We start from the raw sequence: 20,215 nt of genomic DNA on the forward strand, positions 1-20,215 counted from the left end.
GCGGTGCAGCCCCGGTTTGTAGGCTCAGTGAATCAGCCGGTCTTCCGGTGCCACGAAGAGTTCGTCAAGAATCAGCGCGTCGGGCTCTTCGCCCAGGCTCCAGAACACCATCAGCACGATGATCTTCAGGTCTTCCAAGTCCATCGGCGCACCCGGGATGGCCATGGCGCGGTCGATCACCATTTCGCGCATCGGAGGCGGTAGCACCCCCGCTGACTCCAGGAAACTGATGAAGCCCACCGAAGGCTCGCCCAGATGCTCAAGCTCGCTGTTTGAATAAACGCGCACGCTCAGGCTGCCTTGAGCCCCATGGAAGGCCCCGGCGCCAGCGGCGAGTCCATCCAGCCACGAGAGGGCCTCTTGAATCTCGTCGCGCTCGAATCCTACGGCCGACAACTTGCGGGTCAGCTGGGCGTGATCCGGGCAGGCGTCCGGACGCCAATAGGTTTCGTAAAGATAGACCAGCACGTCAAACATGGGCTCATGATAACCCAGGCCCTTCGCGCTGAAGCCCCAAACAAGCCCCTGGCCAGGGGCTTGAAGGCTCGCTCTGGGCGTGATTCAGGCCGCGCCCCGGCGTTGGAAAAGTTGCCCCGCCAGGCGGGCCACCGCACCATCCAATTCGAGTTCCAGCAACAGGGCATTCAGCTCGGCCACCGGCCAGCCGCCGCGTTGTTGCAAGCTGTCCAGCGAGATAGGATCAAAGCCCATCAACGTGAGCAAATGCGTCTGCTCAGCGGGGCGACTTGAACCGGAGGTCTGCGCTGAAGCAGTGGGCTGCGCTCGACCGTTTGCGCACAGCTGGGGCAACTCGTCCAACACATCCTGAATGTTCTCGACCAGCTTGGCGCCTTGGCGAATCAGGGCGTGGCAGCCATGGCTGAGCGGGGAGTGAATAGATCCGGGAATGGCAAAAACTTCCCGGCCGGCTTCGCTGGCCAGGCGCGCGGTGATCAGGGAACCGGATTGCAGTGCTGCCTCCACGACCAAGCAGCCCATCGACAGTCCGGCAATGATGCGATTGCGGCGCGGGAAGTTGGGCGCCAGCGGCGGGGTCCCCAATGCATACTCGCTGATGAGCAAGCCTTCTTCAGCGATCTGTTGCCCCAGCTTCAGATGCCGGCTGGGGTAGATTTGGTCTAAACCGGTGCCGACCACCGCGATGGTGCTGCTGCTGCCCTGCAGCGCCCCCATGTGTGCGGCGCCATCGACGCCCAGAGCCAAGCCCGAAACCACGCAAAGCCCGGCCTCGCTGAGCGCCTGACTGAAGTTTCGGGCGTTGTCGCGGCCTTGCGCGGACGGACTGCGGCTGCCAACAACCGCCAAATGGGCTTGGCCCAGCAACTCGCGCCGCCCATCAAGATAGAGCAGCAAGGGCGGGTCGGCTGTTTCGAGCAAGGCCTGGGGGTAGTCGGCATCGCCCAGAACGAGCACTTGATGCCTGGTGTCTGCCGCCAGCCAGGCCTGAGTTGCCTCCAACTGCGCGTCGAACCCTGGCGGAGCTTGGCGCAGCGCCGCGCATTGCTTGGGACTCAGCAGCTCTTGCCAAGATCCGGCCCCTGACTCCCATACCGCTTGAGGGGAGCCGAAGTGGCTCAGCAGGCGCCGAGCACTCTCCAGCCCAATCCCCGGGGTCTCCAACAAGCGCAGCCAGGCGGCCAGTTCATCGGGAGTCAGCATGCGTCACCGCCTTGTGCAGGGACTATGGACGGATCTGTGCGCCGCGTCTGATCGGCCCCCGTCCCGCTGTTCAGGGCTGGGAGAAGCGATCTCCAGCCCTGACGGGCTCCTTGACCGAGATGATCAGGGCGTAGGACACGCGGGCATAGACTTGGAAGACAAACAGCACGCCGTGCCGCTCGTCGGGCAGTTTCAACTCTTCACGTTGTTCGCTGGTGCGGTCGACCACGCGGCGGCCTTGCTGCCAGAGTGCCAGCACATGACCGCGTTCCATGCCGTCTTGCTTGCCGCGGTTCAAGGCCACGATCTGGTTCTGGCCGGCATTCAGGCCTTCGCCATAGATCGAGATGATTTGACCCGAGATCGGCGCCGCAGGGGCGTGCGGCACGTAGCGGGAGAAGCTGCGAGGCGGTGTTGGCGAGAGACGGTCACCCACACCGATTTCTTGCCGCACCGTCTTGATGCGAATGGTGGCGGGCACGATCTCGGTCTTGCCATCGGGTCTGACGGGGTTGTCTCCGGCGCGAATCAGTTCGGCCGTCCCCAAATAGGGCGCCTCATAGCCCAGGATCTCGCGGGTGCTGGGGTCGATCAAGGGCCGGGTGTTGCGGAATACCCGGTAGTCCACCGTGCGAGCAAAGTCGCCGCGGGCATAGGCCAGATCGCCTCGCGTCAGCAAGACATGGCCTTCTGGCGTGGCGACGATGCGAGGCGCGCGCGCCAGTTCATCGGTATCAAAGACCACCGCGTCGTTCAAAAAGGGCTCGATCAGGTTCAGCGGAATGGCCGAAATGCCGCCCTCGTCGGTGGGCGAGACCCGGATGCGCGGGGACAACTTGCCGTCCTCGCCTGCGACCGACTCCGCGCCGCCCACAGGTCTTGCCAACTGCAATTGCGCGCGTCCATCGACCTTGACCAGCACCAACATCTGGCCGGGATAAATCAGGTGTGGATTGGCAATCTGCTCCCGATTCATGCCCCACAGCTCGGGCCAGCGCCAGGGGCTCTTAAGAAACAGCTTGGAGATGTCCCACAAGGTATCGCCACGCTTGACGGTGTAGGACTCGGGGGCATTGGGTGCCAACTCACTCAAAGGCACGCCGGCTTGGGCGACTTGGCTGGCCGTGGCGCGCTGTTGCTCGGTGATGGGGAATTGGCCCGGCTGCGCCTGACTCGGCAAGCTCAGCATCGTCAGGGCAAGCGGCAGTGTCGAAAGTATGGCGGGAAGGCGCCGAGCCAAGACAGGACGCAGGGACTGATTCTTTGGGCAATCACGAAAAGGCATCGAGCACTCTCTAGTGCCGCGTGACGCGGCCTGCTGGGTCAAATTGGATCGCTCGGTCAACGACAACCGGGCGGGGGCATTGATAAAAAAGCGCCCGCTTTGGGCTGCGTCCGACCGGGTTTCACCACTTCGGCGAAAATCCCGCGAGGTCGCGACGATTCTGCCCCCAAAAACAGGGTGTCGCAACGAACATAACCGGGGCTTTCACCCCTCTTGCAAGCACTTACAAACGGGCGTTGTGCCGAGTCCACAACGCGAGAGCCATGGCGAAACTGAATATTCTTCGATACCCCGACCCCCGTCTTCACACCGTGGCCAAGCCTGTGGTGCAGGTGGATGACCGCATCCGCCAACTGGTCGATGACATGCTCGAAACCATGTACGCCGCAGAAGGCGTGGGTTTGGCGGCCAGCCAAGTCGACGTGCATGAGCGCGTGGTCGTGATCGACACTTCGGAAGATCGGGATACGCCGCGCGTCCTGATCAACCCGGAACTGATCAAGACCAGCGCCGAGTTCACCGAAGGGGAAGAGGGCTGCCTTTCGGTGCCGCAGATTTATGACAAGGTGCCGCGTCACAGCCGCGTGACCGTGCGGGCGCTGGATCGTGAAGGCAAGACTTACGAGTTCGATGCGGAGGGCTTGTTGTCCGTTTGCGTTCAGCATGAGATGGATCATTTGATGGGCAAGGTGTTTGTCGAGTACCTGAGCCCGCTCAAGCGCGATCGCATCAAGACCAAGATGGTCAAGAAGAACCGCGAAGAAGAGGGCCGCAAGCGCTGAGGCGCGGGGGCAGGTCTTGCTTGAGGGAATCCATGACTGAATCCTTGCGCGTCGTTTTTGCCGGCACTCCCGAGTTCGCGGCCTCCGCATTGGCCGCTTTGCTGCAAGCCGGGTACACGGTGCCGCTGGTGCTGAGCCAGCCGGACCGTCCGGCCGGACGCGGCATGAAGCTGCAAGCCTCGCCGGTCAAGCAATTGGCCTTGCAGCATGGCATTGCGGTGGCTCAGCCGCAAAGCCTGCGGCTGGACGGCAAGTACCCGGACGATGCTGCAGCGGCCCGACAGGCCTTGCTCGATGCGCGTGCCGACGTCATGGTGGTCGCCGCCTACGGGCTGATCCTGCCTCAATGGGTGTTGGATCTGCCGCGCCTGGGCTGCCTGAACATTCATGCCTCATTGCTGCCAAGGTGGCGCGGTGCTGCGCCCATCCATCGTGCGATCGAGGCGGGCGATGCGGAAACCGGCATCACCATCATGCAAATGGATGCCGGCCTGGACACCGGCGATATGTTGCTGCTGGAACGCATGGCGATCGCGCCGCAGGACACGACGGCACGCCTGCATGACCAGTTGGCTGCCATGGGTGGGCGGCTGATTGTGAAGGCGCTGGAGCTCGCTTCCAGCGGCGACTTGGTCGCGACGCCGCAGCCCGCTGAAGGCATTTGTTACGCGCACAAGATTGAGAAGGCCGAGGCGCAGATTGATTGGCGGCAAGATGCCGCGCAGATTGCCCGACGGCTGCTGGCTTTTGATCCTTTTCCCGGCGGCGTGAGCAGCCTTGAGGGCGAAGTCATCAAGTGCTGGCATGGTGTGCTCGCAGAGGGCGCGGGGGAGCCAGGCCAGGTTTTGCGGGCCGATGAGTCCGGCGTGCTGGTGGCCTGCGGCGAGCGGGCCTTGCTCTTGACCGAGTTGCAGCGCGCTGGTGGTAAGCGCCTGCCGGCTGCGGCCTTTGTGCAGGCGCGGCCCATCGCTCAAGGCGCGCGCTTTGGTTCTTGACTTGTCTTTGTCCAGCGAGCTGAGCCTTGCGGCATGCGCTCAAGACCTCGGGACTCAAGCCGATATCACCCGCATGAAGAAGACTTCTGATCGTGTCTTGGCCTTGCCGCTGCTGCTGGCGCTTTTGGCGCTGCTGAGCGGCTGCGAGCAGCTGGGCATTGAGGACCCTGCCAAGGTTGCGGCCGCGAAAGAGGCCGAGGGCAAGGCCGTTGGCAGCGCGTGCCGACATGCTCTGCGTGCCATCGAGGACTGCTATGTGCTGAACCCCAAGGCCCAGAAGTCCGCCGTCTTCAATGGCTGGAAGGAGATGGACGAGTACATGCGGGAGAACAAGATCGAAGGCGTGGCGCCGGTGGTGCCTCGTACGCCGGTTGCCAAGCCGAAGACCGACGAGGAAGAGGAAGAAGCCTCCAAGCCCAAGGCCGCCTCCCGCTGATCGGCATCAGCACTTCGCGACTTTCTTGAAAATCCAAGCCACGGTGACGATTCGCCGTGGCTTTTTTGCTTTCTAGCCCTCCCGTGTTGCAGACCGTCGCTCGGCATGAGCTGAGTGCAGGGTTTGCCGAGATGATGGCGGCACTCGCAAACAAGTGACCGACCGGAGAAACCCATCATGTTGAATCGACGCATCGCTGCCCTGGCTTTGATTGGCGGCCTCTCTCTTGCCGTCTCGGCGCAAGCCTGGAACTGGGGGCTGTCTGAGCGGGTCAAGGGTTCGGGCGAAATCGGCACCGAAGTTCGGGATCTGGGCGCTTTCGATGGGATCAGCTTGGCGGGCTCCTTCAAGGTCGTGGTGCGTCAGGGCGCTGGCACCTCATTGGAGGTGAAGGCCGATAAAAACCTCTTGCCTTTGATCGAAACCCGTGTTGTCGAGAGCAGCAAGGGACGCACCTTGGAGATCGCGCCGAAGAAGGGCTACAACCTGTCCAGCAGGACCCCGCCACAGATCACGCTGGAGGTGGCGCAACTGCGCAAGATTGCGGTCGCAGGCTCCGGCGATATCCGGGTTGAGGCGATGAAGACGCCCTCGGTGGACATCAGCATTGCCGGTTCGGGTGATGTGGATTTGGTGGACATGACCAGCGACCGCCTGGGCCTGCAAGTCAGCGGCAGCGGCGATGTCAAGGCGCGTGGCCGGACCGGCAGCCTGAGCCTGTCGGTGGCGGGCTCTGGCGATGTGCATGCCCGCGAGTTGCAGGCCGATGAGGTCCGGGCCAGCATTGCCGGCAGTGGCAACGCCACGGTTCATGCGGTCAAGACCTTGAAGATCTCGATCGCGGGCTCCGGCGATATCGCCTACTTGGGCTCGCCCCAGGTCAGCAGCTCAATCGCCGGCCACGGCCATATCACCAAGTTGAACTGAGACGCTTGTTGCGAGCCCAAGGGCGCAGTACGCCCTTGGGCTCGACATTGAGGCGTGAGCGCCACGAGTCTTGTCGCGCCACGCGGCGACAATCGCCGGATGAGCAGTTCTATCGCCGCGACTTGGCGCCACCCCGAATTCAAGAATTCCGCCCGGGAAATGATGGGTATTGGCCTGGGCATCTCGGCCTGGGGCCTGGTGACCGGCGTGGCCATGGTCAAGAGCGGCCTGTCGGTGCCGCTGGCCTTGCTGATGAGTTTGGTTGTTTTTGCCGGTAGCTCGCAGTTGGCCGCCTTGCCCTTGCTGGCCAGTGGCGCGCCGATGTGGGTGCTGTGGGCCACGGCTTTTTGCGTCAATCTGCGCTTTGTGATTTTCAGCGTGCAATGGCGCATGTACTTCGGCCACCTGCCACTGCTGCAGCGCCTGAGCGTCGGCTATTTTGCGGCGGATCTGAACTACGTCGCCTTCATGCGGCGTTTTCCAGAACCCAAACAGCAGGCCTCCGATCAACTGCCTTACTTCTGGGGCGGTGCCAGCTGGACCTGGATTTCTTGGCAGGTGCCGGCCATCATCGGCATCTTTGCGGCCGACCGGGTGCCGACCGAATGGGGCCTGGGTTTTGCCGGTGTGCTGGCGCTGCTGGGCTTGGCCCTGTCCTTGCTGAAAGACCGCAACGCTTGGGTGTCCGGCGGCGTGGCTTGCTGCGCGGCGGTGGCGGCCTACGGCTTGCCCTTGCGCCTGAATATCTTGGTCGCGATTGCAGCGGCGGTGGCGGCGGGCTTGTTGATGGAGCATTGGCTGCCCGAACGCGAGGAGGCCAAGCCATGAGTGATTGGGAAATCGCACTGGGCATTGTCGGCATGGGCTTGATCACCGTGATCACCCGCGGCTTTTTCATGATCCCCAAGCAAGAACTGCCGATGCCCGGCTGGGCCAAACAAGGCTTGCGCTATGCGCCGCTGGCCGCCCTGGCCGCGGTGATCGCCCCGGAGATCGTGATGAGCCAAGGCCATTTGATCGACACCTGGAAGGACGCCCGGCTCTATGCTGTGGCGGTGGGCACCGCCTACTTCTTCTGGAAGCGCGGCATTCTGGGCACCATCATCTGCGGCACCGTGGTCATGCTCAGCCTGCGCATCGGCCTGGGCTGGTAACCGGCTTGTTGCCATGATGGCCTGCGGGCCTTGGTAAGCTAGCGGTCATTGCAGCCGAGCTTTGGACTGGGCTGCCCCCAATTTCCAACTCTTGATTGCTGATCCCCATGAACGTTATTCGTTTCACCGACTTGATCGCCCAGGGCAAAGTTGCCGGCCAACGCGTTTTCATCCGCGCTGATCTCAACGTGCCGCAAGACGATGCCGGCCAGATCACCGAAGACACCCGCATCCGCGCCTCCATCCCCTGCATTGAGCAAGCCTTGAAAGCAGGCGCTGCCGTGATGGTGACCTCGCATCTGGGCCGCCCCACCGAAGGTGAATTCAAGCCCGAAGACTCGCTGGCCCCGGTGGCCAAGCGCATGGGCGAGCTGATGGGCCGCGAGGTCAAGCTGGTCGCCAACTGGGTCGACGGCGTTGAGGTGAAGCCGGGCGAGTTGGTGCTGCTGGAGAACTGCCGCGTCAACAAGGGCGAAAAGAAGAACAACGAAGAGCTGGCCAAGAAGATGGCGGCGCTGTGCGACATCTTCGTCAACGACGCCTTCGGCACCGCCCACCGCGCCGAAGGCACGACTTATGGCATTGCCCAGTTCGCCAAGATCGCCAGCGCCGGCCCGCTGCTGGCCGCTGAGATCGATGCCATCAGCAAGGCCCTGAGCGCACCGAAGCGCCCGCTGGTGGCCATCGTCGCCGGCTCCAAGGTCTCGACCAAGCTGACCATTCTGAAGGCCTTGTCCGAGAAGGTCGACGGCCTGATCGTCGGTGGCGGCATTGCCAATACCTTCATGCTGGCCGCCGGTTTGAAGATCGGCAAGTCGCTGGCCGAACCCGATCTGGTGGCCGAGGCGCAAGCCGTCATCGACGCCATGAAGGCGCGCGGCGCGGCCGTGCCGATTCCTGTGGACGTGGTGGTGGCCCAGCGCTTTGCGGCTGATGCCGAAGCCACGGTCAAGGATGCCGCCGATGTGGCCGAAGACGACCTGATCCTGGACATCGGCCCCAAGACCGCAGCCCTGCTGGCTGAGCAGCTCAAGGCCGCCGGCACCATCGTCTGGAACGGCCCGGTCGGTGTGTTCGAGTTCGACGCTTTTGCGCATGGCACCGAGACGATTGCTCGCGCCATCGCGGCGTCCAGCGCCTTCAGCATCGCCGGCGGCGGCGACACCCTGGCGGCGATTGCCAAGTACGGCATCGAGAAAGATGTGGGCTATATCTCCACCGGCGGCGGCGCCTTCCTGGAGATCCTTGAGGGCAAGACCTTGCCGGCTTTTGAGATCCTGAGCCGCCGCGCGCAGGACGCTCAGGGCGACTGAGTTCAGCCCAAGATTGGAAGGCAGCCCCTCCTCCTAAGTCTTCACGGACCTTCTCGCCAAGAGCCTCATGATCCTTCGTCGACTCTTGTTGCTCTTGCTTTTGTCCACCTTGCTGGCGCTGTATGCCAACGCGAACTGGATGCAGCGCACGCTGCGCATTGACAGCTTGACGCACCGGGAGGACTGGGTGGCAGCCGTCAATGATCGCGCGGAGGGCGGCAATAGTGTGGGGAGGGTGGAGCGCAGCGGCTCGGGCTGGATCTTGCACTGCGATATCCAGCCCGGCTACGAATGGCCGTTCTGCGCGATGCAGATTCAGTTGGCGGAACTGGAGCAGGGCTTGGATCTGACCCAGTTCGACAGCGTGCGCTTGTGGATTCGCGCCAGCGGCCCGGAGCCCAAGCAATATGTCCGGGTGTTCCTGCGCCACTACGATCCCGCTTATGCGGGTTCGGGCAAGGAGGCGGATCTCAAGCCGCATGAGGTGGTTTATGACCCGGCGGCGCAGGATCTGCCGGTCGAGTTCCGGCTTGAACAATTCATGGTGGCTTCGTGGTGGGTGCAAAACCACCCGCTGCCGGTTCATTTGCTCGGGCCCCAGTTGGATCGCACGGTTTACCTGACCCTGACCACCCCCGGTACGGTGCAGCCGGGTTTGCACAAGATTGAGCTGGAGGCGGCCGAGTTCGTCGGCGTGTGGATCGCGCCGGCGCAGTTTCGCCTGGCCATCATTGCGGTCTGGGTGTTCAGCATGGGGGCCTTCCTGTTTTGGGACTGGCGACGCTCGCGTCGCAAGCTCAACCAAGCTTTGCGCGGCAAGCGTGAGTTGAAGCAGGCCAATGCCAGGCTGCAAGCGATCTCGGGAGAATATGAAGCCAAAGCGCACCATGACGCCTTGACGGGGGTGTCCAACCGTTTGGGTCTTCAGCATGACCTGCGCCTGCTGATGCGGGCGCAAGAGGAGTTGATGTTTCCTTTGGCGGTGGTCTTCACTGACATCGATCACTTCAAGTTCATCAACGACAGCCTGGGTCACGATGCGGGTGACGAGGTACTCAGGCAGTTTGCGCAGTGTCTGAAGACCCATATCCAGCGCGAGGATTTGTTGGCCCGCTGGGGTGGCGAAGAGTTCGTGCTGCTGATGCCCCTGACCACGGCCGAAGAAGCCTTTGAGGTGGCCGAACGCTTGCGCAAATTGCTGGCCGAGCAAAGTTGGCCAAGCGGCTTGAAGGTGAGTGCCAGCTTTGGGGTGGCGCAGGCTCGCCGCCACAGCGATGGCGAAGCCGGGGTCGAGGCTGCCATGCGGGCGGCCGATCAGGCCATGTACAAAGCCAAGCGTGATGGGCGCAACCGCGTGGTGCTGGCCTAGGCTGAAGGCGGCGCGGAGCGTTAGCACTCGAAGCGAGACCAGCGCGTACGCCTAAAGGTGCAGCAAAGCGCCCAGTCTTTGCCTGGCGTTGCTATCGCCGCCACCTGCTTTTTGGGCCCGATGCGCTGTGACTTCGTTCACGGCGGGCGCTGCCGTTTTGGGCCTAGGCTGGTCAGGCCGCGACGGCTCGCGTAGGCTCGAGCCACCGTTGACGCAGGGTGCTCGCATGACTTGGTCTGGCGATCTTGAGATGTTCCCGATCCTGGCACTGCCTGAGCCGGTCTTGATCGCGAGTGCCGCTGCAGAGGCTGATTTGGCGCAGGCGGCCTCAAAGGCTTGGTGCTTGCGTCAACAGGACAGCGCCCGGGCTCTGGCGTTGGCGGAAGCGGTGCTCTTGCGGCTGCCCTTGAGCCCACTCGATGCCCTGAGTCGCTGCAATCTGCAGGCGCGCATGCGTTTGGTGCAGGCCGAGGTCGCATTGCTGGGCATGCATCTGGATGAGGCTCATGCCCTGTTGGATCTGGCCGAGCAGCAGTTCTCTGACCAGCAGGATTTGCGGGGCTTGTGCGACGTTCATTGCTTGCGACATTACGAAGCAGCAGATCGCGGTTTAGCCGAGCATCTGCGGCAAAGCTTGGAGACTGCGATCGAACTGGCCGAGCGTTTGGGCGACCCGCAGCGATTGCTGATGCTGCAGCTGACGCTGGCACGCTCCGAATTGTTCCGCGACCAGACCCTGGCCAATCAAGCGTGGGACCAACGGCTGCCCCGCAGCACTGAAGGCTTGAGCCCGGCTTGCGCCGCTGCGCTGGCCGACTACCGCGGCTTGCAAAGTGGCTTGTCGGCCGATTTCGCCCCGGCGGCACGTTGGCTGATCGAGGCCTACCGCTGGTCTATCGAATCAGGGCAACTGCGCCGCGCGCTGTCCGTGGCCTCCAATCTGGGCTACACCTACACCAGCATGTCCGACTACGCGCAGGCGGTGGAGTGGCTGCAGCGTGGCCTGAGTCTGGCGCGCAAGGCGGGCTGGCCCGGCTCTTTGTCCCTGGCCCTGGCGCAGACCGGCGATGCGATGCGACGCATCGGCCAATTGCCGGCGGCACGTGAGCTCTTGCTGGAGTGCCAGGCTTTGCTGGTCGCGCACCCCGAGAACCGCAGCGCCATGTTGGCGCTCAAATACCTTTCGGAAATCGAGCTGGATCTGCAGGAGAACGAGAGTGCGCTGCAGAACTTCGTGCTGCTGGCCGAGCGCGCGCAGTCGGCGGACTCCAAGGACATGCAGACCGACGCAGCGCTGGGCCAGGCGCGCGCCTTGTTGCGCTTGGGTCGTTTGCATGAAGCCCGAGCGGCCGCGCTGCATGCCCGCGATGTGGCGCAGCAGCAGCGTGAGCGCAGCACGCTGGTGGACATCTTGTGGACGCTGGCGGAAATCGGCCAGGCCGAAGGGCAGGCGCCGGAGGCGGTGCTGCCTTGGCTGCAGCAGGCCTTGGAACAAGCCGAGCGTTTGCCGGGTTACTGTCCGCCACCTGCCTTGCTCGAAAGCGCTGCTGCGGCACACGCGGCCCGCAACGATTTCAGCGCCGCTTACCAGCTGAGCCAGCGTGCGAGCGAGGTGCGGCAGCAAGTCTTCACCGAAGAATCAGGCAAGCAGGCGGCGGTGCTGCATGTGCAGCACCAGGTGGAAAGCGCGCGTTCCGAGCAGGAGCATCTGCGGCAGCTGGCCCAGTCTGAATCCGAGCGATCGCAGGCGCTGCAAAGCCTGCACATGGTCTTGCTGCACTTAGGCGAAAGCGGCAAGGAGATCACCGCTCAGCTCAATGTGGACCGCGTGCTGGCCGTGCTGCAGCGTCATGTGCAGGAGCTGCTGTGCAGCAGCCAGCTGTCGGTCTTCTTGCTTGATGAGCGCGGCGACTTGCTCCAATGCGCGCTGGGCTGTGTGGATCCGTCGGCGGCAGGGGCCGTCGTGGCGGTGGCCGATGAAGGGCACGAGTGTGTCCAGGCGCTGCGCAGCCGAACCGAACTCTTGATCGATGGCCAGCGCATGGTGGGGCCCTTGCAGGTAGCCGACCGCGTCATCGGGGTGATGCGTGTGATCGGGCCTCAGGTGCAGAGCTTTGGCGAGCGCGAGCAACTGATCTTCCGAAACCTGTGCGCTTACGCTGCCGTGGCCATGGACAACGCCAATGCGTACGAAAAGCTGGGCGAGCTGCAGCGCCAAGTGGCCGCTCAGGAGAAGATGGCGTCGATCGGCCAGCTGGCGGCCGGTGTGGCTCACGAGATCAACAACCCGATCGGTTTCGTCAATAGCAATCTGGGCTCGCTGGCGCGTGACGTGGCGAGCTTGCTGGAGTTGGTGCTGGCTTATCGCGAAGCGGGCCGCGAGGGTGCCAGTGCCGAGCAGCGCCAACACGCCCAGACGCTGGAGCGGGCCTTGGATCTGGCGTTCCTGGCGGAAGACTTGCCGCAAATGATCCACGAGAGCATCGACGGCCTGCAGCGGGTCAAACGCATCGTGCAGGACCTGCGCAGTTTCTCTCGGGTGGATGCCTCCGACTGGCTGCATGCCGACCTCAACGAAGGCATCGAGTCCACCCTGAACATGCTGATGCATGAGATTCGCTACAAGGCGCAGGTCCGGAAAGAGTTGCAGCCCTTGCCGGTGGTCTATTGCCTCGCCGCGCAGATCAATCAGGTGCTGATGAATCTGCTGGTGAATGCCAGCCATGCCATCGAGCGGGACGGGCAGATCTTGATCCGGTCTTGGGTGGAAGATGAATGGGCCTGCATCTCGGTGCGCGACAACGGCTGCGGCATGCCCGTCGATGTGCAACGCCGCATCTTCGAGCCCTTCTTCACCACCAAGGAAGTGGGCAAGGGGACGGGTTTGGGCCTGTCCTTGTCCTTCTCCATCATCAAAAAACACAAGGGCCGGATCGATGTGGATTCGGCACCCGGCCAAGGGGCTTGCTTCACGCTGCGTCTACCCATCAAGGGGCCGGATGCAGGCGTGGCATGACGGGGCAAAGCTGCTGAAGCCTCTTTTTGCCATCTTTGCATAACAGTTAAAGCTCCCGGCATCGGGAAGCGCCAATTGCCGATGTAACCTCCCGGAACTCAATTTTCCTGGAGCACTGAATGAGCAATGACAAGGCTTTGCTGTCGCCGGCTGAGGCCGCCCTGCGGGACGCAGCGCTGGACTACCACCGCAGCCCGACGCGCGGCAAGATCGCCGTCACGCCGACCAAGGCCTTGTCGAATCAGCGCGATCTCTCGCTGGCCTATTCGCCCGGTGTGGCCTATCCCTGTTTGGACATCGAGAAAGACCCGTCCCTTGCGGCCGACTACACCTCGCGCGCCAACTTGGTCGGCGTGATCACCAATGGCACGGCCGTGCTGGGCTTGGGCGATATCGGCCCCTTGGCCGCCAAACCGGTGATGGAAGGCAAGGGCTGCTTGTTCAAGAAGTTCGCCGGCATCGATGTGTTTGACATCGAGTTGGCCGAGCGCGACCCTGACAAGCTGGTCGACATCATTGCCGCGATGGAGCCGACGCTGGGTGGCGTGAACCTGGAAGACATCAAGGCGCCCGAGTGCTTCTACATCGAGAAGAAGCTCAAGGAGCGCATGAACATTCCGGTCTTCCATGATGACCAGCATGGCACAGCCATCATCTCCAGCGCTGCGCTGCTGAATGGCCTGGAACTGGTGGGCAAGGACATTGGCGGGGTCAAGCTGGCCGTGTCCGGTGCGGGCGCGGCGGCGATTGCCTGCCTGGATGTGATGGTGGGCTTGGGGCTAAAGCGCGAGAACATCTTTGTCTGCGACTCCAAGGGCGTGATCCAGGACCAGCGTGAAGACGCGAAGGCCGGCAAGCTGGATGAATCGAAGCAGCGCTACTGCCAGACCACGGCTTCGCGCAGCTTGGCCGATGTGGTCAATGGTGCCGATGTTTTCCTGGGCTGTTCAGCTGCGGGTGTGTTGACGGCCGAGATGGTCAAGACCATGGCCGCCAGCCCCATCATCCTGGCGCTGGCCAACCCGGAGCCGGAGATTCGCCCCGAGCTGGCCAAGGCCGTGCGGCCCGATTGCATCATCGCGACTGGCCGCTCCGACTACCCGAACCAGGTCAACAACGTCCTGTGCTTCCCCTACATCTTCCGCGGCGCGCTGGACTGTGGCGCCAGCAAGATCACGGAGGAAATGAAGCTGGCCTGCGTGCGCGAGATTGCCGCCCTGGCCAAGGCCGAGACCAGCGATGAAGTCGCCGCGGCTTATGCCGGTGAAGAGCTGCATTTCGGCCCCGAGTATTTGATTCCCAAGCCCTTTGATGCCCGCCTGATTCTGCGCATCGCCCCCGCCGTGGCCCAGGCGGCCGCCGACTCCGGCGTGGCCGAGCGCCCGATTGCCGATATGGCCGCCTACCGCCAGTCGCTGGAGCGTTACGTCTACCAAACTGGCATGTTCATGCGCCCGGTCTTCACCGCCGCCAAGGCCAACCCTGCGCGCGTGATCTACGCCGAGGGCGAGGACGAGCGCGTGTTACGCGCGGTGCAGGTGGCGCTGGATGAGGGCATCGTCAAGCCGACCTTGATCGGCCGCCCGGAGGTCATCGCCAGCCGCATCGAGCGCGCCGGCCTGCGTTTGAAGCTGGGCGAGGATGTGGCCATCATTGACCCGAGCAACGACGCGCGCTTCCGCCAGTACTGGGAGGCCTACCACCAGGTCATGGGCCGTCAGGGCGTGACGCCCGAGATGGCCAAGGCGGCGGTGCGCCGCTCGGCCACCACCATTGGCGCCCTGGCCATCAAGCTTGGCGATGCCGACGCGATGATCTGCGGCATGGTGGGGCGCTTTGACAACCACCTGGAGCATGTGTCAGACCTGATCGGCCTGAAACCCGGCGCGCGCAATTTCGCCACCATGAATGCGCTGATGCTGGATGAGCACACGCTGTTCTTGACCGACACCTTCGTCAACGACCAGCCCGATGCCGAGCAGCTGGCCGAAATCGCCGCCATGGCGGCCGACGAGGTGCGTCGCTTCGGCCTGCCTCCCAAGCTGGCTTTCGTCTCGCACTCGATGTTCGGCTCCAGCAAGCGGCCCTCGGCCGTGAAGATGCGCCGCGCGCGTGAACTCTTCACCCAACATGCGCCCGATGTCGAGTGCGACGGCGAAATGCATGGCGACGCGGCCCTGTCGGAATCGGTGCGCAACACCTTCTTGCCCGACAGCACGCTGAAGGGCGCGGCCAATCTCTTGGTGCTGCCTTCGCTGGACGCCGCCAACATCTTGTTCAATGTGTTGAAGGTGACGGCCGGCAAGGGCGTGACCGTGGGCCCCATCCTGCTCGGCACCGCCGCGCCGGTGCACATCTTGACGCCCTCGGCCACGGTGCGCCGCATCGTCAATATGACGGCGCTGGCGGTGGCCGATGTGTTGGCCGCCAAGGGCTGAGCTTTCTCCTGTTCAGTAACTCTCTGAAACTTATGGCCCTCGGTGGGGGCCATAATCATTGCTTGTAACTTTATTTCAGCGAGTGCCCGCCATGACCCGTGCCACCAAGATCGTTGCCACCCTCGGCCCAGCTTCTTCTTCACCGGAGATCTTGGAGCAGATGATCCGGTCCGGTGTCGATGTGGTGCGGCTGAACTTCTCGCACGGCAAGGCGCAAGACCATATCGACCGCGCCCGCTTAGTGCGTGAAGCCGCCAAGGCGGCCGGCAAAGAAGTGGCCATCATGGCCGATATGCAGGGCCCCAAGATCCGCGTCGGCAAGTTCGAGAACGGCAAGATCGAGTTGGTCAACGGCACCCGTTTCATTTTGGACGCCGACCGCACCGAGCTTGGCAATGAAGAAGCCGTGGGCCTCGATTACAAGGAACTGCCGCGCGATGTGAAGCCCGGCGACACCTTGCTGCTGAACGACGGCCTCTTGGTGCTGACGGTGGAAGCGGTGCGCGGCGCGGCGGTGCACACCATCGTCAAGCTGGGCGGTGAGTTGTCCAATAACAAGGGCATCAACAAGCAAGGCGGCGGCCTGACCGCGCCGGCCTTGACCTCCAAGGACATGGAAGACATCAAGACCGCGATGAGCTTCCGTTGCGAGTACTTGGCGATCAGCTTCCCCAAGAACGCCACCGATATGGAAATGGCGCGCCAACTGGCCAATATGGCCGGCGAGCCCTACGGCCACAAGCCCAGCATGATCGCCAAGATCGAGCGCTCGGAAGCTATCCCGCACCTGGAAGCGATTCTGAAGGCCAGCGACGGCATCATGGTGGCGCGCGGCGACTTGGCCGTGGAAGTGGGCAATGCGGCCGTGCCGGCCCTGCAAAAGCGCATGATCAAGATGGCGCTGGCGCTGGACAAGGTGGCCATCACCGCGACGCAGATGATGGAGTCCATGATCGTCAACCCGGTGCCGACCCGCGCCGAGGTGAGCGATGTGGCTAACGCGGTACTTGATGGCACCGACGCCGTCATGCTCAGCGCCGAAACCGCCGCCGGCAAGTTCCCGGTGGAAACCATCGAGCAGATGGCCGCCATCGCCTTGGAAGCCGAGCGCGCCGAGTTTGTCACCCTGGATACCGACTTCGCCGGCCGCCAGTTTGGCCGCATCGACCAGTCCATCGCCATGGGCGCGCTGTTCACTGCCCATCACCTGGGTTGTAAGGCGATTCTGGCTTTGACCGAGTCGGGCTCGACAGCCTTGTGGATGAGTCGCCATCGCATCCAAGTGCCGATCTACGCGCTGACCACCCAAGAGGTCAGCCAGCGCAAGATGACGCTGTACCGCAATGTGCGCCCGCTCTTGATGCCCAAGTTTGATGACCGCGACACGGCGCTGAAGGCGGCCGAGAAGATCTTGGTGGACAAGGGCGTGCTGATGCCCGGCGACACCTATGCCATCACCTGCGGCGAGCCCATGGGCTACCCCGGCGGCACCAATATGTTGAAGGTCTGCCGCGTCGGCGACTGAGCCTAGGCAGGACAGGGCGGCGCCTCGTACTTGTACTCAAGGGCACGCCCTGGGGCGGTCTTTGGGCCGGTCTTGGGTGTCGGCTGCTATTCTGGGTTCACCGCTTATCGGTAGCCCTTGATGCCAGCCCCCAGTTTCCCGAACAACGATGAGACACGGCTGCGGCGCCTGCTGCTGCAGCGGCTGCTGCATGGGGCGGCCGTTTTTGCGGCCTTGAGTTTGTCCTCGGGCCGAGCGCGGGGGCAGGTGAGATTCCGCGTGCCAATCGCGATCAATGAAGCCAGTCGGCGTCCGTTCGTGAAGCAGATGCTGACCCTGATTGGCGAGGCAGCGCAGATCGATTGGCAGATTCAGCCGCTGCCCTGGGCTCGCGCCATGCTCTCGGCCGAGCGTGGCGAGTTGATGGCTTTCGGCGTTTCTCGCACGCCGGCCCGAGAGCAGGTCTTCGAGTTCAGTGATCCGATCTTTGTTAACCATGTCTGGATGGTGGTGCGGCGAGATCAGGCGCTGGAGTACCGCTCGCTCGCTGATTTGAAAGGGCGAACGCTGTGTGTCAGCCGCGGCATCAGCTACGGCGCCAGCTTTGAAGCCGCGCGGGGCCATTTGTTCAAGGTTGAGCTTGCCGATGGAGACTTGAACACCCGGGTTCGCATGCTGATGGCAGGCCGTTGTGATGTGATGCTGTCATCCCATCGCAGCGCGCAGCCCTGGTTGTTCTCGCGCCTGCTGCGGGAGCAGACGGGTCATTCGGCCGCTTTGTCGGTTTTGCCTGCGCCTTTGCAGTCGGACCCGATTCACTTCGCCGTGGCGCGCGGCCATCCCTGGTTGCGACTGTTGCCTCGCTTGAATTCCGCCATGCGGCAGCAATCCAAGGCAATTCAGGCTTTGATCCATAGCGAACTCTGAACCGCGAGCCTCTCGCGCCGCTTTGTCAATCGGGAATGGAGTGCTGCACAGGCCTGTTGGCGCTCGTTATAGTGGGTCGCGTCTGGTCGGTGTGGCCGTGCCTTGTGGGCAATGGAGTGTGCAAATGGGTTTATGCATCAGGTCGGTGCTTTTGGCGCTTTGGGCATGTGGCGCGATCACGCCTTCCTTCGGCCAAACCCAGGCGCCGACTCCGCCAACTGCAACGCCCTCGGCGCTCATTCAGCCGGCCGTGATCCGGTGGTTGCTGCTCGACTTTGTGCCTTATCACGTGGTCGATGGCCCGCAAAAAGGCACCGGTCTGCGCGATCACTATCTCAGTGCCTTGATCAAGCGCATGCCCGAGTATCAGCACCAGTTGGAGATCAGCAGCACCGAACGACTTGCGCAGTACATGCAGGCCGGCCACCCGGTGTGTACCTTGTCGGTCTTGAAGGTGCCGGAGCGCGAGTCCTATACCCGCTATGGTTCCGAACCTTACTTTTACCAATTGCCGCCGGTGCTGATCTCGCGCCGGGGCTATGTGCCTCCTGGGGGCTGGAAAAAACGGGCCGGGGGCGAGGTGTCTCTGCCCGAGTTGCTGCGTTCGGGTGAGGTGCGAGTCGGCACCTTGCCCAAGCGCCGTTTCGGATCCGCGCTGGATGAGGCCTTGAAGCAAGCGCGCGCGGCCCGTCCGGATCAGGTGCTGGAATTTGGCGAATATGGTCTTCTGGCGGGGCTGCTGCACACCCTGAGTCGCAATCGATTTGATGTGACTTTGGGCTATGCGATTGAAATCGAGCAATTGCGAAAGACGCAGGCCACGGCGGATGAGTTCCAGTACATGGCTTTGGCGGAGGCGCCGCCGCTGATCCCGACCTATCCGGCCTGCAGCCTGACGCCCTGGGGCAAGCAGGTCATCCAAACCATTGATCGCCTGACTGGCATGGAGCCGGAACGGGCCCGTTTGCGTGAGCAATACGAGGCCATGTTGCCCGCTGAGGAACGGCTGGTCTACCGGGCGCGTATGGCGGTGCTGCTGGCTGCGAGCAGTGCCCCGCGTAGCCCTTGAGCGGCCAACCTCGCTCGCTTGCTTGCTAAGTCCTGCCCTAGTCAGCTGTCGCGTTCAGGCGTTCTGCGCGCTCTTCACCAGGGCCGCGATGCGCGGCGTCATATGGGTGGGCATCAGCTCCACCTCTTGATGGGCGCGCGCGAAGACGCGGAACAACTCGTCGGTGAAGCCGTGGCCCACGTCTTCCACACCATCGAAATTGATCTCGGCGCGACGAAACATCGGCAGCCTGGCCGCCACACGACGCGCCTGGGCGCGTGAATCCAGGGGCTGGCCGGGCCCGGCCAAGAGGCGCAGCGTGATCGTGGTGTGGTCAAACTCGATGCCGCTGCCGTCCAGGCTCCAGGCCTCCAGCACTTGATCCAGCGTGCGCTTGGTGTCCAGAGAAATCGACATATAGATGGAGCTGCCCTGGCGCGGCATCGGCCGGCCCGGCTGCCAGCCGCCGCTCTCCCAGGCGCGGCGCTGGAAGGCCGTGCCATTGGCATGAATGTCGAACACATCGGCCAGCTGCGAGCTGAAGAAGAGGCCGCGCCCGGTGTGCATCTCGGGCTGGCTGGTCAGACGCCCCTTGCTGAGTTCCAGCATGGCGTGTTGGGCATTGGCAATGTCAAAAGCCGAACAGATTTTGTCGAACACGCCGCAGCCATCGTCAGACACCAGCAGTTGCACATGGCTGGGCGTTTGGCGCAGCGAGACGGTGACGCTGCTGCCGCCGCTGTGGTCGGCCGCGTTGTTCACCAGCTCGGTGAAACCATGCTGAACCATCCGTGCCACATGCTTGGGCAAATCGAAATGAGGCGCGAAGTCGCGCTGCCAGGGGATGTCTTCTTGCAGGCCGTGCAGGCTGTAGGTGCGCGCCACCTGGCGCAGCAGGCCGGGGCCATAGACCGGGCGGCGGTCGCTGCCGCTGCGGGTCAGCCAATGCGCGTCGACCAAGCGGCGCAGCGCGGCCAGCGCCGAGCGACGGCTGCAGCCGGTGCGCTCCTCCAGATGGCTGGCCAGGTCGTGCGAGTGTTCGCGCGCGGCGGCGGTGATCCAGAGGGTCAGGTGGTCAAGGGCGAGACGAGTCATGCGGTGGGCTCCTGGGCTGTCGAGTGTGGGCGCAAAGCTGCAAGCCCTAAACCTCGAAAAAGCCCGGCTCTCAGCCTAATTGCTCACACCCCCCTCATGCAAGCGAGGCTGCCCGGGGTTGGGTGCCACAGGGCACCGCTAGAATCGCCGCCAGTTACAACGCGGTTACATGATCCGCCGGGCTGGTTTGGCGGTAGGCTGCGTTCGCAGGGTTTTCAAGGTTTTTAACTTCCCAAGGGACTCTCT

The 20,215-nt window shown here is 63.2% G+C and carries 17 protein-coding genes; 13 read left to right on the forward strand and 4 right to left on the reverse strand.

Translation table 11 applies throughout. From position 1 onward, the window contains the following. Positions 1-24 precede the first annotated feature (24 nt). The 3 genes from ACOVRJ_RS12385 to ACOVRJ_RS12395 form a co-directional block, all read right to left on the reverse strand. Positions 25-477 carry a DUF494 family protein gene (locus ACOVRJ_RS12385; protein ID WP_422044153.1) on the reverse strand — a complete coding sequence of 151 codons (453 nt, stop codon included), beginning with the start codon at positions 475-477 and terminating at the stop codon, positions 25-27. Between the two features lie 84 nt (positions 478-561). After that, complete coding sequence (gene dprA, locus ACOVRJ_RS12390) at positions 562-1,677, reverse strand: DNA-processing protein DprA (protein WP_422044181.1); 1,116 nt, start codon at positions 1,675-1,677, stop codon at positions 562-564. A 73-nt stretch (positions 1,678-1,750) separates the two neighbouring features. After that, complete coding sequence (locus ACOVRJ_RS12395) at positions 1,751-2,869, reverse strand: LysM peptidoglycan-binding domain-containing protein (RefSeq protein ID WP_422044154.1); 1,119 nt, start codon at positions 2,867-2,869, stop codon at positions 1,751-1,753. A gap of 359 nt (positions 2,870-3,228) precedes the next feature. Here ACOVRJ_RS12395 and def point away from each other — a divergent pair, with 359 nt between their 5' ends. The 13 genes from def (at position 3,229) to ACOVRJ_RS12460 (ending at position 18,895) form a co-directional block, all read left to right on the forward strand. Then, on the forward strand, positions 3,229-3,747 hold the full coding sequence (gene def / locus ACOVRJ_RS12400; RefSeq protein ID WP_422044155.1) for a peptide deformylase: 519 nt from the start codon (positions 3,229-3,231) through the stop codon (positions 3,745-3,747). Positions 3,748-3,791: 44 nt separating this feature from the next. Further along, the gene (fmt, locus tag ACOVRJ_RS12405) at positions 3,792-4,742 is read left to right on the forward strand and encodes a methionyl-tRNA formyltransferase (protein ID WP_422044182.1); all 951 of its coding nucleotides are present in this window, start codon (positions 3,792-3,794) and stop codon (positions 4,740-4,742) included. Between the two features lie 73 nt (positions 4,743-4,815). Then, the gene (locus ACOVRJ_RS12410; protein WP_422044156.1) at positions 4,816-5,178 is read left to right on the forward strand and encodes a hypothetical protein; all 363 of its coding nucleotides are present in this window, start codon (positions 4,816-4,818) and stop codon (positions 5,176-5,178) included. A gap of 177 nt (positions 5,179-5,355) precedes the next feature. Further along, positions 5,356-6,105 carry a head GIN domain-containing protein gene (locus tag ACOVRJ_RS12415; protein ID WP_422044157.1) on the forward strand — a complete coding sequence of 250 codons (750 nt, stop codon included), beginning with the start codon at positions 5,356-5,358 and terminating at the stop codon, positions 6,103-6,105. Between the two features lie 99 nt (positions 6,106-6,204). Next, positions 6,205-6,933 (forward strand): AzlC family ABC transporter permease, encoded by a 729-nt coding sequence (locus ACOVRJ_RS12420; protein ID WP_422044158.1) that lies wholly within the window; start codon positions 6,205-6,207, stop codon positions 6,931-6,933. Then, positions 6,930-7,259, forward strand: coding sequence for an AzlD domain-containing protein (locus tag ACOVRJ_RS12425; RefSeq protein WP_422044159.1), 330 nt, complete (start codon positions 6,930-6,932; stop codon positions 7,257-7,259). Before ACOVRJ_RS12420 ends, ACOVRJ_RS12425 begins: the two co-directional genes overlap by 4 nt. Positions 7,260-7,366: 107 nt before the next feature. Further along, the gene (locus ACOVRJ_RS12430) at positions 7,367-8,572 is read left to right on the forward strand and encodes a phosphoglycerate kinase (RefSeq protein ID WP_422044160.1); all 1,206 of its coding nucleotides are present in this window, start codon (positions 7,367-7,369) and stop codon (positions 8,570-8,572) included. A gap of 67 nt (positions 8,573-8,639) precedes the next feature. Continuing rightward, positions 8,640-9,941, forward strand: coding sequence for a diguanylate cyclase domain-containing protein (locus ACOVRJ_RS12435; protein WP_422044161.1), 1,302 nt, complete (start codon positions 8,640-8,642; stop codon positions 9,939-9,941). 226 nt (positions 9,942-10,167) lie between these two features. Then, positions 10,168-12,957 (forward strand): ATP-binding protein, encoded by a 2,790-nt coding sequence (locus ACOVRJ_RS12440; RefSeq protein ID WP_422044162.1) that lies wholly within the window; start codon positions 10,168-10,170, stop codon positions 12,955-12,957. Between the two features lie 119 nt (positions 12,958-13,076). After that, positions 13,077-15,395 (forward strand): NADP-dependent malic enzyme, encoded by a 2,319-nt coding sequence (locus tag ACOVRJ_RS12445; protein ID WP_422044163.1) that lies wholly within the window; start codon positions 13,077-13,079, stop codon positions 15,393-15,395. 91 nt (positions 15,396-15,486) lie between these two features. Next, on the forward strand, positions 15,487-16,920 hold the full coding sequence (gene pyk / locus ACOVRJ_RS12450) for a pyruvate kinase (RefSeq protein WP_422044164.1): 1,434 nt from the start codon (positions 15,487-15,489) through the stop codon (positions 16,918-16,920). Between the two features lie 120 nt (positions 16,921-17,040). Continuing rightward, positions 17,041-17,826 (forward strand): substrate-binding periplasmic protein, encoded by a 786-nt coding sequence (locus ACOVRJ_RS12455; protein WP_422044165.1) that lies wholly within the window; start codon positions 17,041-17,043, stop codon positions 17,824-17,826. A 124-nt stretch (positions 17,827-17,950) separates the two neighbouring features. Next, positions 17,951-18,895 (forward strand): TIGR02285 family protein, encoded by a 945-nt coding sequence (locus tag ACOVRJ_RS12460; protein ID WP_422044166.1) that lies wholly within the window; start codon positions 17,951-17,953, stop codon positions 18,893-18,895. A gap of 54 nt (positions 18,896-18,949) precedes the next feature. Here the strand turns inward: ACOVRJ_RS12460 and ACOVRJ_RS12465 are convergent, their stop codons facing one another. Then, on the reverse strand, positions 18,950-19,969 hold the full coding sequence (locus tag ACOVRJ_RS12465; protein ID WP_422044167.1) for an ATP-binding protein: 1,020 nt from the start codon (positions 19,967-19,969) through the stop codon (positions 18,950-18,952). Between the last annotated feature and the right edge of the window lie 246 nt (positions 19,970-20,215).

The organism is Roseateles sp. (assembly GCF_049240545.1).
Taxonomy (GTDB): domain Bacteria; phylum Pseudomonadota; class Gammaproteobacteria; order Burkholderiales; family Burkholderiaceae_C; genus Paucibacter_A.

Bases quoted from the DNA above. Each gene is read 5' to 3' on its own strand.
- ACOVRJ_RS12385 (WP_422044153.1), bottom strand. From the start codon at position 477: ATGTTTGACGTGCTGGTCTATCTTTACGAAACCTATTGGCGTCCGGAC.
- ACOVRJ_RS12395 (WP_422044154.1), bottom strand. From the start codon at position 2,869: ATGCTGAGCTTGCCGAGTCAGGCGCAGCCGGGCCAATTCCCCATCACC.
- def (WP_422044155.1), top strand. From the start codon at position 3,229: ATGGCGAAACTGAATATTCTTCGATACCCCGACCCCCGTCTTCACACC.
- ACOVRJ_RS12410 (WP_422044156.1), top strand. From the start codon at position 4,816: ATGAAGAAGACTTCTGATCGTGTCTTGGCCTTGCCGCTGCTGCTGGCG.
- ACOVRJ_RS12415 (WP_422044157.1), top strand. From the start codon at position 5,356: ATGTTGAATCGACGCATCGCTGCCCTGGCTTTGATTGGCGGCCTCTCT.
- ACOVRJ_RS12420 (WP_422044158.1), top strand. From the start codon at position 6,205: ATGAGCAGTTCTATCGCCGCGACTTGGCGCCACCCCGAATTCAAGAAT.
- ACOVRJ_RS12425 (WP_422044159.1), top strand. From the start codon at position 6,930: ATGAGTGATTGGGAAATCGCACTGGGCATTGTCGGCATGGGCTTGATC.
- ACOVRJ_RS12430 (WP_422044160.1), top strand. From the start codon at position 7,367: ATGAACGTTATTCGTTTCACCGACTTGATCGCCCAGGGCAAAGTTGCC.
- ACOVRJ_RS12435 (WP_422044161.1), top strand. From the start codon at position 8,640: ATGATCCTTCGTCGACTCTTGTTGCTCTTGCTTTTGTCCACCTTGCTG.
- ACOVRJ_RS12440 (WP_422044162.1), top strand. From the start codon at position 10,168: ATGACTTGGTCTGGCGATCTTGAGATGTTCCCGATCCTGGCACTGCCT.
- ACOVRJ_RS12445 (WP_422044163.1), top strand. From the start codon at position 13,077: ATGAGCAATGACAAGGCTTTGCTGTCGCCGGCTGAGGCCGCCCTGCGG.
- pyk (WP_422044164.1), top strand. From the start codon at position 15,487: ATGACCCGTGCCACCAAGATCGTTGCCACCCTCGGCCCAGCTTCTTCT.
- ACOVRJ_RS12455 (WP_422044165.1), top strand. From the start codon at position 17,041: ATGCCAGCCCCCAGTTTCCCGAACAACGATGAGACACGGCTGCGGCGC.
- ACOVRJ_RS12460 (WP_422044166.1), top strand. From the start codon at position 17,951: ATGGGTTTATGCATCAGGTCGGTGCTTTTGGCGCTTTGGGCATGTGGC.
- ACOVRJ_RS12465 (WP_422044167.1), bottom strand. From the start codon at position 19,969: ATGACTCGTCTCGCCCTTGACCACCTGACCCTCTGGATCACCGCCGCC.